This window comes from Winogradskyella sp. (assembly GCF_028282165.1).
In the GTDB taxonomy this organism is placed as follows: Bacteria; Bacteroidota; Bacteroidia; order Flavobacteriales; family Flavobacteriaceae; genus Winogradskyella.
The window spans coordinates 1-13,297 of the sequence record NZ_JANQIM010000044.1 but is presented as its reverse complement, the minus strand read 5'-3'; the positions used below and the strand labels follow the sequence as shown (position 1 = coordinate 13,297).

Below are 13,297 nucleotides of genomic sequence, written 5' to 3'. Positions count from 1 at the left end.
AAGACCTATGAATGTTGAGGTTCTTTGCAGTCTTTAAATTGATCTGGAGTTTTTCCGCAAAAACCGCAAGCTTCTCCCTCTCTATTGAGCATTGGGTTTTGGCTAGCACAAGTACCGGCAAATTCACCATCTTTTTTTGCCCAAAGCTTAATGGTAATTCCCGCGATGGCCAATGCTAACATTCCTAGGGTAAGAAGTAATAATTTCATATTTATCCTTAAATTTAATGCAAAGATAATGTTTTTACATTTATTTCTTGCCCTAAAACTCTTGTGACTTAATGCTTAAGTGTTGTGTCACATTATTATAAAACATTTATTAACTAACTAATTAATTATCGATTATGAAAAAATTATTTGCTGAATTTTTTGGAACGTTTTGGCTTGTATTTGGTGGTTGTGGTAGCGCTATATTTGCTGCTGGAATTCCAGATTTAGGCATAGGTTTTGTAGGTGTTGCATTGGCTTTTGGTTTAACGGTATTAACCATGGCTTATGCTGTTGGGCATATTTCTGGGGGTCATTTTAATCCTGCAGTATCCATTGGTCTTTGGGCTGGTGGAAAATTTGAAGCTAAGGATTTAATCGGCTATATTTTAGCCCAAGTCATTGGTGCGATAGTGGCGGCTTTGGCACTTTGGGCCATTGTCTCTGGAAAATCTGGATTTGAAACCGTAGGAGGTTTTGCAGCCAATGGCTATGGAGAGCTTTCTCCTGATGGTTACAGTATGATGTCTGCGCTTATCGCGGAAGTTATTCTAACTGCATTTTTCTTACTGGTCATTTTAGGAAGTACTAATGCCAGAGCACCTAAAGGATTTGCTCCTATTGCTATAGGTTTGGCATTGACTTTAATCCACTTAATTAGTATTCCTATTACAAATACCTCGGTTAATCCTGCAAGATCATTAAGCCAGGCTATTTTTGCTGATGGCGCTTATATGTCTCAGGTATGGTTATTTTGGGTGGCTCCTATAGCAGGTGCAATTTTAGGTGGAATTATCCACAAGGCTTTCTTTGAAAAAGAGTAATTTATAAACCGCTTTATATTTTGATTCAAAAACTAATATTTAATGTCAATTTGAGTGCATTTTACGATTGTAAATGAGTAAAATTTGTATCGAGAATACGAATTTCATTAAAATGCACAACGAGTTCTACAAATGAAAAAATAAAAAAAGGCACTTAACTAAGTGCCTTTTTCTTATTATTGAAAGAAACATTAATCATTATCTTTTAACGAAATTTCAGCAACTTCTGTATTGTTCGTGTTAGTATCGTCACCATCTTTGCCTATTTTAATACTCAAAGCTAAAGCATCTTCCATGTAAGGAATTGGTGTTAGCTTACGGTCTGATTCGTCTAAAATACCCAAGTTAACCATTCTGTCTTGTAATTCGGCCCAAATTTGATAATGCTGGTCTTCGGGTAGTTGAGGTAGTTTAATGACATCTATCATCGATGTTTTTTCAACAGGATTGATATAAGCGACGGTTTTTAAGTCTTTAGCACGTTCGTTGCCGTTAATTATATATTTTCTGGCGTCAGGGCTATTTAGCTTATTGAGCTCTATAGATAGCTCTGTTAACTTTGCATTGTTTTTCTCTATATCACTTCTTAAATCAAAAATCTCCTCAACAACAACGTTGTTTTCGTCAATTAAATTTTGATTTTTCTGATATAAGAAGAATGTTGTTACTGCAAACAACACAGCAGCAGCAGTTGCAGCAATACTGTACCAGGATGTTTTTTTGTTTTGAACCAGCTGTATAACTTTAGTGTCACTAGTGTCTTCTAAGGCATTTAGGATATTTCCTAATATATGTTTAGGAACATCGACTGCACCGGCCTTGGCAATAAGCTCTAAGTTTTTTTGAAGTTTTTCGTAAGCCTCTGCGGCCTCAGGGTAATTATTGATAAAAAATTCTACTTCCTTGGTTTCTTCATAGGAAGTCTCACCTACTAAATATTTATTCAGTAAGTTAGAATTTAAGAAGCTATGTAATTTTGTTTCCATATGATTTGCTTTATGGATTATAAACTTTTTTAAGTTCTCGCAATCCTATTTTTAATCTCGACTTTATGGTACCAAGAGGAATATTTAGTTCATCGCTTGCTTCTTGCTGTGTCATACCTTGAAAGAACAAGGCATTAAGCACAATTTGGTACTTTTCTTCAAGCCGACCAACATGCTCTTTAATGTCCAAAACATCTTGGTTTAAATTACTTGATGGTAAGATATATACGTTAGAAGTGTCGATTTGGACTTCTTTCTGAAAACGATTGTTAAAACTGCGTAATTTATCGATTGCTGTGTTTCGAGCTATTCGAAACAGCCAAGTAAATAATTTTGCTTTGCTAGGATCGTACTTGTGGGCATTTTTCCAAACTTTAATAAAGGTTTCTTGCAGTGCATCTTCTGCTATCTCTTCATTTATGGTTATTTTTAGAATGACACCATAAAGACTGTTAGAATAGTTTTCGTACAGTAGACTTAAAGCGCGTTTATCACCTTTTCCAAGTAAATCAATTATTTTTTGCTCTGTTGGTGTTATGCTCAAAATTTAAAATCGTTTATTAGATTTTTTTAGTTATCCAAAAGAGGATTTTCACGGGTAAATATACTTAAATACAAATTGTGTTTTTGTTTTATATAATGTTTACCTCAGTCTCAATACTGATATTAAAGATTCTTTTAATCGTTTTCTGAATTAATAATGCCAATTCGTATATATCGCTTCCTTTTGCGTTGCCATAGTTAACTAAAACCAAAGCTTGTTTATTATGTACACCATAGTTATTAAAACGCTTTCCTTTAAAGCCAGCCTTTTCAATAAGCCAACCGGCAGGTACTTTTATCATTTTATCAGAAACTTTATAAGAGGGTACTTCTGGAAAATTTTCCTGTAGTTGTTTGAATTGATCTATAGAAATAACAGGATTTTTAAAGAAACTACCGCTATTGCCAATTTCTTTTGGATCAGGTAATTTGCTCTGCCTTATGGCAATGACAGCATCAGAAATATCCTGAATAGTTGGAGCTTTAATGTCTAGATTTTCTAGTTGCTGTTTTATGGCTCCATAATCCGTACTCAGCTTGTGATTGGTCTTTGTTAGCTCAAAATTAACACTGGTGATAATATATTGGCCTTTTAATTCTTGCTTGAATACAGACTCTCTATACTCAAATTTACAGTCTTCTTCAGTAAAGGTTCTTACATTTTGACTTTGGATGTGTACTGCTTCGCAGCTCACAAAAATGTCTTTTAGTTCTACACCATAGGCTCCTATATTTTGAATAGGAGCAGTACCTACATTTCCTGGAATTAATGAAAGGTTTTCCACGCCGCCATAATTGTGCTTAAGGCACCATAGTACAAACTCATGCCAATTTTCACCAGCCATAGCTTTTACTATGACTTTGTCTCCGGTCTCTTCTAGGACTTCTATGCCTTTTAGGTTGATGTGTAAAACTAGTGCTTCAATGTCTTTAGTAAGTAGCATGTTGCTTCCACCTCCGAGCACAAAAAAAGGTTGGTTGGCATATTCGGCTAAATTATGTTTCAGGTTCTCAATTGTAGTGATGTCACAAAAGGACTTGGCTTTAGCATCAATGCCAAAAGTGTTGTAAGGTCTTAATGAAATGTTTTTCTCTATGGCCATTAGTCTTTGTAAACTTTTAGAGCCTCTGCCAATATTTTTATTGCGATTTTTAAACTATCTTCCTTTAAGACATAAGCAATTCTAATCTGGTTTAAACCGACATTAGGTGTGGAGTAGAAGCCAGCAGCTGGTGCAACCATAACCGTCTCGTTTTCATGATCAAACGATTCTAGTAGCCACCTAGCAAAGTCGTCCGAATTTTTCACTGGTAATTCGGCAATACAATAAAATGCACCATTTGGTTTGGCCACTTTTACTCCAGGAATACTCTCTAAGCCTTCAATGAGCGTATTTCTGCGTTTTACATACTCTTCTTTAACATCATCAAAATAACTTTGAGGTGTGTCTAACGCAGCCTCACTGGCAATCTGGGCTAGTGTAGGAGGACTTAGTCTAGCCTGTGCAAATTTTAAGGCCGTACTAATAACGGCTTTGTTCTTTGAAACTAAATAACCGATACGTGCTCCACACATGCTATAGCGTTTGGATACCGAATCGATAACTATGGCATGTTCCTCTAATCCCGATTCTTCAAGGATAGAATAATGTGATATACCGTCGTAAACAAATTCTCTATATACTTCATCCGCAATCAAAAACAAATCATGTTTTTTAACTATAGCTGCTAATTTTTTGATTTCCTCTTTAGAGTATAAGTAACCTGTTGGGTTGCCAGGATTACAAATTAGAATGGCTTTGGTTTTTGGGGTAATTAATTTTTCGAATTCCTCAATTGGTGGTAAAGCAAAGTTGTTTTCGATCTTGGATATTACAGGCACAATATTAATGCCAGAAGCTGTAGAAAATCCATTGTAATTGGCATAGAAAGGTTCTGGAATAATAATTTCATCATCTTGGTCCATTATACTTCCGAAAGTAAACAGTAACGCTTCGCTACCTCCCGTAGTTACAATAATGTCATTATGGGAAACATCTATGGAATTACGTTCATAATACCCTGCGATTTTTTTTCGATATGTTTCTGAACCTTCGGACCGCGAATAAGCCAAAATATCTAAGGTACTTGCTTTAATAGCATCTAGTGCTACTTTTGGGGTTTTTATATCTGGTTGGCCAATGTTGAGATAGTAGACAGTTTTTCCTTTTTTATGGGCTTCCTCTGCAAAGGGCACCAACTTTCTAATTGGCGATTCAGGCATGTCAATACCTTTTTTTGAAATATTTGGCATCGTAATAGTTTTAAAGTGCTAAGTTCTGAAATTTCTTAAAGTTTATGTAAAAAATGATGTTTAAAATAACTTGTTTGCTAAAGATTTGTAACTTCATTTAAAATCAATCAAAGTTGAAACTGCTCATTAGACATATTTTTTTGCTTTTTTTACTTTTTAATTGTTCATTAATAAAAGCCCAAAATAATTTCTTTCTCAAAAATGAGGTTAGCAAAAAAATTGATTTCGAGTTTGTCAGTAATCTTATCATAATTCCTGTAGAGATTAATGGTGTAACATTGTCCTTTGTGTTAGATACAGGAGTGAGTAAACCTATTCTTTTTAATTTAACGGAACGTGATTCCCTTGATCTTAAAAACACAAAAACCTTCTTTTTGCATGGATTAGGAGGAGATGGTAAGCTAAAAGCATTAAAATCGGGTAGCAATAGAATTAAAATAGGGGATGCGGTTGCTGTAAATAAAGACCTGTATGTGGTTTATGATAATGCCATAAACTTTACTCCAAGACTTGGTGTTTTGGTACATGGTATTATTGGTCATGATGTATTTAAGGATTTTGTGGTGGAGATCAATTATAGTTCTCAATTCATCAGGCTTTATAAACCTAAAGTATTTAAGCCGAAAGCTTCTGCGAAATGGAAGACCGTCCCTATCGATATCTATAAGAAAAAACCTTACATAGATGCTTTAGTTACAATTAATACGGGCCAAAAATCTGTTAAGCTTCTTATAGATACAGGCAGTAGTGATGCATTGTGGCTCTTTGAAAATGAAAAAAAGGGCTTAATACCAGATAAGGATTTGTTCTTTTTGGACTATTTAGGAAAAGGATTAAGTGGATCGGTTTATGGCAAGAGGTCTAAAGTAAATACTTTTAAGTTGAATGATTTTATTTTAGATAATGTCAATGTAGCTTATCCAGATACCATGTCTGTAGACCTAACAAGAGTTTACAAGGGCAGAAGCGGGAGTTTAGGAGGGGATGTTTTAAAACGCTTTAATTTATTTTTTGATTACAATAGCCAAAAATTGCACCTTAAAAAGAATAGCTTGTATAGGGATCCTTTTACCTATAATAATAGCGGAATCGTTTTAGAATATAATGGCACCCGATTTGTCAAAGAGCAAATTAGAATACCTAGAAAAGAGAGGTATAACTCAAACGACACTAATAGCAGTGCGGTACAAATAGATTTTTCTGTAGATTATAGGATTGCACTAAAACCTATTTATGAAATTGTTGAGTTGAGGAAATCTTCTAATGCTTTTGCTTCTGGTTTAAGGGTAGGAGATATTTTAATCAGTATAAACGGGAAAGAAGTTTATAATTATAAATTACCAGAAGTAAATGCTGTTTTTCATGGTAAGACGGGAAAGAACGTCAGGTTAAAGGTAGAGCGAAATGGAGAAGAAATGATATATAAATTTAAATTAGACAATGCCTTTAAAAAAATTGAGCCCTCAAATAATTGAGGGCTCAAAGCCGTTGTTTAAATGATTGAATATTGGTTATTGCTCAATCATACTTTTTTCTTTCTTCTCTAATACGCTTGTATTGTTAGGGTCAATAACTCTTCCTTTAATTTTAAGCGCAACCATTTCAGTTTCTGCATTAGAAGTTACCGTAATGGTTTTTCTGATATAGTTAACTCTATTAGTATCGTACTTCACTTCAATCTCACCAGTTTCGCCAGGCATAATAGGACCTTCTGGTTTTTTAGGAACAGTACATCCACATGTAGACTTCACATTAGAGATCACTAAAGGTGCATTACCTGTATTTGTAAATTCAAAAGTTCTTACACCGTCAGACCCCTTTTCTATTGTGCCATAATCAATAACAGTTGTCTTAAATTCAATCTTTGCTACTTTTTTTTCTTGAGCAATAGACCCCAGACTTATTAAACCTATAAATAGGATTGCTATTAAATTTTTCATCATTTTAATTTTAAATTGATAGTATCAAAACTACTTACTTTTTTATTCTCATCAAAATTAATTAGATGTATTACATGGCATTTAACAGTATTTGATGCTTTTTAATCTATAATAACTACCTAATAATTTTTCAAAAAAAGAAATATAAGTACTTTTGTCAGTTACTTAGCAAAAACGATACCAAAATATGGAAATCCCGTCAAAATATAACGCATTATCAGTAGAGAAAAAGTGGTACAACTACTGGATGGCGCATAATTTTTTTCACTCTACACCAGACGAAAGAGAACCATACACTATTGTTATACCACCTCCTAATGTAACAGGTGTATTGCATATGGGACACATGTTAAATAACACCATACAAGACGTATTGATTAGGCGTGCTAGGCTATTGGGTAAAAATGCCTGTTGGGTACCAGGAACAGATCACGCATCCATAGCAACAGAAGCTAAGGTGGTAGCTAAGTTAAAGGCAGAAGGTATTGATAAAAATGATTTATCCCGCGAAGAATTCTTAAAACATGCATGGCAATGGACAGAAGAATATGGAGGCGTTATTTTAGAGCAGCTTAAAAAATTAGGGTGTTCTTGCGATTGGGATCGTACCAAGTTTACGATGGATGACGATATGTCTGAAGCAGTCATCAAGGTATTTGTTGATTTATATAACAAAGGACTGATCTACCGTGGTTATAGAATGGTGAATTGGGATCCTGAAGCCAAAACAACACTTTCTGATGAGGAAGTAGAATATATTGAAAAACAAGGGAAGCTTTATTATTTAAATTATAAGATTGAAGGTGCAGATGAAAGCTTAACCATTGCTACGACAAGGCCTGAGACTATTCTTGGAGATACAGCTATTTGTATTAATCCAGAAGATCCAAGACATCAAAATCTTAAAGGAAAAAAAGCTATTGTGCCTATTTGTAATCGTGTAATTCCAATTATAGAAGATGATTATGTCGATGTAGAATTTGGTACAGGTTGTTTGAAAGTAACACCAGCACATGACGAAAATGACAAGGTTTTGGGCGATAAGCATAATCTCGAAGTTATCGATATATTTAATGACGATGCTACCCTTAATAGTTATGGTTTGCACTATGAAGGGCAAGACCGTTTCGTAGTTCGCAAAGGCATAGTCAAAGAACTCGAAACTTTAGGACATATTGCTAAAATAGAAGATTATAACAACCGTGTTGGAATATCGGAGCGTACAAAAGCCATCATAGAGCCACGACTGAGTGATCAATGGTTTTTGAAGATGAAAGACTTGGCAAAGCCGGCATTAGATGCGGTACTTAAAAATGGCGATGTAAAACTATTCCCTAAGAAATTTGAAAACACCTATCGTCATTGGATGGAAAACATTCGCGATTGGAATATTTCTCGTCAGCTACTTTGGGGACAACAGATTCCGGCCTATTACTACGGAGATGGGAAAGAAGACTTTGTGGTTGCAGAGACCATTGAGGAAGCACTTGAATTAGCTAGGAAAAAAGCGGCAGATCCACAACTTAATATCTCAGATCTAACTCGCGATGCTGATGCATTAGACACTTGGTTTAGTTCATGGCTATGGCCAATTAGTGTATTTGATGGTATTAGAAATCCTGAAAATGAAGATATAAAGTATTATTATCCAACCAATGATTTGGTAACTGGTCCAGATATTCTGTTCTTTTGGGTAGCGCGTATGATTATAGCTGGTTATGAATATAAAGGCGAGCGTCCTTTTGAAAATGTATATTTAACAGGCTTAGTTAGGGATAAACAACGCCGTAAAATGAGCAAGCAATTAGGGAATTCACCAGATGCCCTAAAGTTGATCGAGGAGTACGGTGCAGATGGCGTTAGGGTAGGATTGCTTTTAAGTTCAGCCGCTGGAAACGATTTAATGTTCGATGAAGCCTTATGCCAGCAAGGAAAGCAGTTTGCCAACAAGATTTGGAACGCCTTCAGATTAGTTAAAGGCTGGGATGTTGATGTATCTTTAGAGCAACCAAATTCTAGTAAAATAGCTTTAGAGTGGTTTGAGTCTAAATTCCAGAAAACTATCGCAGAGATAGAAGATCACTTCGGTAAGTATCGCTTAAGTGATGCCCTTATGGCCACATATAAGTTAATTTGGGACGATTTTGCCTCATGGTTATTAGAAATCATTAAACCGGCATACCAAAACCCAATTGATAAAACGACTTACAATGAAGTGATAAGATTGTTTGAGAATAACTTAAAAATTCTTCATCCATTTATGCCTTTCTTAACCGAAGAGATTTGGCAATTTATTGAGGAACGCTCACCAAAAGACGCCTTAATCATCTCAACTTGGCCAGTATCTAAGCCTGTTGATAAGCAATTAATTTCTGAGTTTGATTTTGCATCTGAGGTTATTTCAGGGATCAGGAATATAAGAAAGCAAAAAAGTATAGCTTTTAAGGACGCTGTAGATTTTTCAGTGGTTAATAATGAAGAGGTAAATCCTACATTTGACGAAGTCATTTCAAAATTGGGTAATCTTAAAAGTTTCCGTTATGTCTCTGAAGCTGTTGAAGGTGCTTTAACCTATCGCGTAAAGTCTAATGAATATTTCATTCCGATGGAGGGAAATATTGATGTGGAGGCCGAAATAAAAAAGCTTACAGACGAATTAAACTATACGGAAGGCTTTTTAAAATCTGTTCAGAAAAAACTATCAAATGAACGTTTTGTCAACAATGCACCAGAGCAAGTTGTAGCTTCAGAAAAGAAGAAAGAAGCCGATGCTTTAGCAAAGATTGAGACTATAAAAGCAAGTTTAGACAGTCTTAATTAGTTAAAATTTCTTAAAAATTTTTAGTCCATTTCTTACTTTAAATTAACAAATTTTCAACAAATACCTGCTACGAAAACGTTTTCTATAAATGTTGTTTATATATATCATAAGAAACATATATAAAAATATATAGAAAATGAGTGTCATATTTGCATAACAATTTTTAAACAAAAATGTAATTATGATAAAAGTTTCGTTAGCAAAAGGAGATGGTATAGGTCCAGAAATTATGGACGCTACACTTAATATTCTTTCTGCAGCAGGTGCGGATTTAATTTTCGAAGAAATCCAAGTTGGAGAAAAAGTCTACTTATCTGGTAATTCTACCGGAATTTCAGATGAGGCTTGGGAAACCATCAGAAGAAATAAAGTTCTTCTTAAGGCACCAATTACTACACCTCAAGGTGGAGGATATAAAAGTCTCAATGTAACTATGAGAAAAACATTAGGTTTATATTCTAATGTGAGACCATGTCGTAGTCTACATCCTTTCGTAACTACTAAGCACCCAGATATGGATGTTGTGATCATAAGAGAAAATGAAGAAGATCTGTATGCAGGTATAGAGCATCAGCAAACTGATGAGGTTGTTCAATGCTTAAAATTGATCAGTCGTCCTGGTTGCGAAAAAATAGTGACCTATGCTTTTGAATATGCTAAAAAATATGGCAGAAAGAAAGTGACTTGCTTCACAAAAGATAACATTATGAAGCAAACAGATGGGTTGTTCCATCAGGTATTTGATGAGGTAGCTTCACGTTATCCAGAAATCATCAATGAGCATTGGATCGTAGATATTGGTGCCGCGCTTTTAGCAGATTCTCCAGAAGATTTCGACGTTATAGTTATGCCTAACCTTTATGGTGATGTTATGTCAGATATTGCAGCTCAAATTACAGGTTCTGTAGGTTTAGCTGGTTCCGCAAATATAGGACAGGAATGTGCCATGTTTGAAGCTATTCATGGTTCTGCGCCAGATATTGCTGGTAAAAATGTTGCTAACCCATCCGGTTTAATAAACGGAGCGGTAATGATGCTTAATCATATAGGACAAAGTGATGTTGCAGAGAAAATACAGAATGCTTGGTTAAGAACTATAGAAGATGGTGTGCATACCAATGATATTTATGACCCTATAATGAGTACGAGACGAGTAGGTACTAAGGAATTTGCTGAAGCAGTAATTGAGAATCTGGGGAAAAAACCGAAGCAACTACCTGAAGTATCATTTAAGGATAGTACGCCTTTAGTTTTACCTAAATACCAGAGAAAACCTTCAAGAGATAAGAAAGTTGTTGGAGTAGATTTGTTTGTAGATTGGCATGGCTATGATGCCAATGTACTTGCAGAAAAATTACAACAATTGAATAATGATGAACTAGAACTGTCAATGATTACCAATAGAGGTATAAAAGTGTGGCCAAACGGTTTTGAAGAAACCTTTTGTACAGACCATTGGCGATGTAGGTATTCTGCTAAAGATGGGAAAGAGTTATCAAAAAGAAAAATTATAGAAGTATTACAGGCCGCTATGGAGTATGACATAGATGCCATTAAAACAGAAAACTTGTATACGTTCGATGGAGTAAGGGGTTACTCGCTAGGACAAGGACAGTAAAGGGTTTTCAAAGCTTACATTCCAAGGAAACTTTTAGAGTTAGTTATGTAGCCCTTGGAATGTAAGTTAAAAGTTAAAGACACCATGACAATGGTAGATTCAGGATTGGTAAATTTTTTCATAGGTTGTTACATACTAATTATTCTGCTTCTGTGTATTGTTGTGCTTAGATCACGGAGGAATCTTAAGAGTAAAATAGTCTGGTTAGTATTATTGTTGTTTCTACCTGTGCTTGGTGTCTTTTTTTATATAATGTCGGTCACATTTAAGACCAAAAACATAATCAATATTGATTAATAGCTCAATAGTAATGTTGATTGAAAAGACTGCCTAGAATAAGGCAGTCTTTTTTACTTTTACCATTCGTTTATTTTGTTACTATCTAACTTTACAAAAATAAATAGTAAAATTGTAAAGCCCCAAAGTCCTGAGCCACCATAACTAAAAAAGGGTAACGGAATACCAACCGTAGGGATTAATCCCATTACCATTCCAATATTAATCGTAAAGTGCACAAAAAGAATAGAAGCCACTCCGTAACCATATACGCGGCTAAATTGCGATTTTTGGGCCTCGGCTAGATACAATACCCTTATTATAAGGAGTACAAATAATATAACTACAATACTACTGCCTATAAAACCCCATTCTTCACCAACAGTACTAAAAATATAATCTGTATGTTGTTCTGGTACAAACTTTCCTGTAGTTCTTGTGCCCTGTAAAAACCCTTTACCAGTTAAACCACCAGAGCTGATAGCTTGTTCGGATTGAATAAGGTTGTAAGCTTCCTTTTTTCGCATTTGTTCTAGCTTTACAGGATCTTTCTCCAACCTAAGAAAAATTGTAATTCTGTTTTGCTGATGCACTTTTAAACCATGCTGATAAAACAATTTTACACCATAAGAAAAACCAATAGCCAATAATAAAACCAATACATATTGGAGCATTGAAGCCCGTTTCTTTTTTCTGAAAAAATAATGCGTCGCTAGAACCAAAGCGGTAACTACAGCTGTAATAACAATTCCGAATTTTAAAGCAAGGACAGCTAAAATAATTAATGATAATGCAACAACGAGATAGATTTGTTGCAAACCCTCTCTATAAAATACAAAGAAAAAAGCGAGATATACTATGGTGCTACCAGCATCGTTTTGAAGCAAAATAAGCAATGCAGGAATAAATATTATTGCAGTAACCCGTATTTGGTCCTTTAGGGTCTGCATATTGGTCTGTAGGTCACTTATGTATTTAGCGACAGCCAATGCGGTAGCAAATTTAGCAAATTCACTGGGCTGTATCGTCATACTGCCAATTCCATACCATGAGCGTGCGCCATTTACATCTTTGCCAAAAACGAATAGACCAAGCAAAGATAATATAGCCACTAAATATATAATACTGGCAAACCTCTCATAAAATTTGGCTTCAAACGAGAGTATTAGAATGATTAAGACAAAGGTCAGCCCTATAAAAATGAGGTGTTTTCCATAAAGTTGAGACGTGTCAAAATAACTGGTTATATCACCAATATGTGATGCCGATAAGATATTGAGATACCCAAAACCCACCAACAATAAAAAGAGAATTATTGTGAGCCAATCAAATTTAAAGCGTCTTTGATTCTCTCTAAGCATAAGTTTATGACTTTGGTATTTCTGATTTAAGTTTCAAAAGATTCCGAAAGGCTTTTTCATCAATAGCTTCAAGCGTTGTCTGTCGGTTAATACCAAAAGGTTCGCCTGAAAATGGTTTTTGGTATTCATGTTCGAGGGAATAGCGAAGCACAAAATTTTCCATGTCTTTTCTTGTTATTTCCCCTTTGATGTAGTACTCAATCATAAGGCTAGCCATTCTCCCTGCAAATCGACTTCCAAAGTATCCGTTCTCAACAAATACAGCTAAGGCTATTTTAGGATTGTCCTTTGGAGCAAATGCAACAAAAATAGAATGATCCGTCAACTGTGTTTTTACACTGTCAATTATAGCAAAATTTTCTGCAGTCCCAGTTTTGCCGCAAATCTCAATACCTCTAACTTGTAACATATCTGCAGTTCCTTTATTAT

13 protein-coding genes are annotated in these 13,297 nt (G+C 35.0%); 5 read left to right on the top strand and 8 right to left on the bottom strand.

What is annotated here, in order from left to right; genetic code table 11:
- Positions 1-5: 5 nt before the first annotated feature.
- Entirely contained in the window at positions 6-209 is a 204-nt protein-coding gene (locus tag Q0972_RS16495) for a membrane or secreted protein (protein WP_299367979.1), read from the bottom strand.
- A 134-nt stretch (positions 210-343) separates the two neighbouring features.
- On the opposite strand from Q0972_RS16495, the gene aqpZ reads away from it, so the two are divergent.
- Positions 344-1,030 (top strand): aquaporin Z, encoded by a 687-nt coding sequence (gene aqpZ, locus Q0972_RS16490; protein ID WP_299367976.1) that lies wholly within the window; start codon positions 344-346, stop codon positions 1,028-1,030.
- Positions 1,031-1,221: 191 nt separating this feature from the next.
- Here the strand turns inward: aqpZ and Q0972_RS16485 are convergent, their stop codons facing one another.
- The 4 genes from Q0972_RS16485 to Q0972_RS16470 all read right to left on the bottom strand — a co-directional run bounded on the left by Q0972_RS16485 (position 1,222) and on the right by Q0972_RS16470 (position 4,852).
- Positions 1,222-2,016 carry an anti-sigma factor gene (locus Q0972_RS16485; RefSeq protein ID WP_299367974.1) on the bottom strand — a complete coding sequence of 265 codons (795 nt, stop codon included), beginning with the start codon at positions 2,014-2,016 and terminating at the stop codon, positions 1,222-1,224.
- A gap of 10 nt (positions 2,017-2,026) precedes the next feature.
- Entirely contained in the window at positions 2,027-2,560 is a 534-nt protein-coding gene (locus Q0972_RS16480; RefSeq protein WP_299367971.1) for a sigma-70 family RNA polymerase sigma factor, read from the bottom strand.
- 88 nt (positions 2,561-2,648) lie between these two features.
- A complete protein-coding gene (gene murB, locus Q0972_RS16475) occupies positions 2,649-3,662 on the bottom strand; it encodes a UDP-N-acetylmuramate dehydrogenase (protein ID WP_299367968.1) in 1,014 nt (337 codons plus the stop codon).
- Positions 3,662-4,852, bottom strand: a complete 1,191-nt coding sequence (locus Q0972_RS16470) for a pyridoxal phosphate-dependent aminotransferase (RefSeq protein WP_299367965.1) — start codon at positions 4,850-4,852, stop codon at positions 3,662-3,664. The genes murB and Q0972_RS16470 overlap by 1 nt, the downstream gene beginning before the upstream one ends.
- Positions 4,853-4,992: 140 nt before the next feature.
- Here Q0972_RS16470 and Q0972_RS16465 point away from each other — a divergent pair, with 140 nt between their 5' ends.
- A complete protein-coding gene (locus Q0972_RS16465) occupies positions 4,993-6,327 on the top strand; it encodes an aspartyl protease family protein (protein ID WP_299367962.1) in 1,335 nt (444 codons plus the stop codon).
- Positions 6,328-6,363: 36 nt separating this feature from the next.
- On the opposite strand, the gene Q0972_RS16460 is transcribed toward Q0972_RS16465, so the two are convergent.
- Positions 6,364-6,792 (bottom strand): DUF1573 domain-containing protein, encoded by a 429-nt coding sequence (locus tag Q0972_RS16460; RefSeq protein ID WP_299368166.1) that lies wholly within the window; start codon positions 6,790-6,792, stop codon positions 6,364-6,366.
- A 187-nt stretch (positions 6,793-6,979) separates the two neighbouring features.
- On the opposite strand from Q0972_RS16460, the gene Q0972_RS16455 reads away from it, so the two are divergent.
- The 3 genes from Q0972_RS16455 to Q0972_RS17940 all read left to right on the top strand — a co-directional run bounded on the left by Q0972_RS16455 (position 6,980) and on the right by Q0972_RS17940 (position 11,528).
- Positions 6,980-9,613, top strand: coding sequence for a valine--tRNA ligase (locus Q0972_RS16455; RefSeq protein WP_299367959.1), 2,634 nt, complete (start codon positions 6,980-6,982; stop codon positions 9,611-9,613).
- 181 nt (positions 9,614-9,794) lie between these two features.
- Complete coding sequence (locus tag Q0972_RS16450; protein ID WP_299367956.1) at positions 9,795-11,231, top strand: NADP-dependent isocitrate dehydrogenase; 1,437 nt, start codon at positions 9,795-9,797, stop codon at positions 11,229-11,231.
- An 84-nt stretch (positions 11,232-11,315) separates the two neighbouring features.
- Positions 11,316-11,528 (top strand): PLDc N-terminal domain-containing protein, encoded by a 213-nt coding sequence (locus tag Q0972_RS17940; protein WP_367182412.1) that lies wholly within the window; start codon positions 11,316-11,318, stop codon positions 11,526-11,528.
- A 59-nt stretch (positions 11,529-11,587) separates the two neighbouring features.
- Here Q0972_RS17940 and rodA read toward each other — a convergent pair whose 3' ends face one another.
- Together rodA and Q0972_RS16440 are read right to left on the bottom strand one after the other, a co-directional pair.
- Positions 11,588-12,868 (bottom strand): rod shape-determining protein RodA, encoded by a 1,281-nt coding sequence (gene rodA / locus Q0972_RS16445; protein WP_299367954.1) that lies wholly within the window; start codon positions 12,866-12,868, stop codon positions 11,588-11,590.
- 4 nt (positions 12,869-12,872) lie between these two features.
- Positions 12,873-13,297: penicillin-binding transpeptidase domain-containing protein (locus Q0972_RS16440; RefSeq protein ID WP_299367951.1), on the bottom strand; the 425-nt coding region annotated here is incomplete at its 5' end.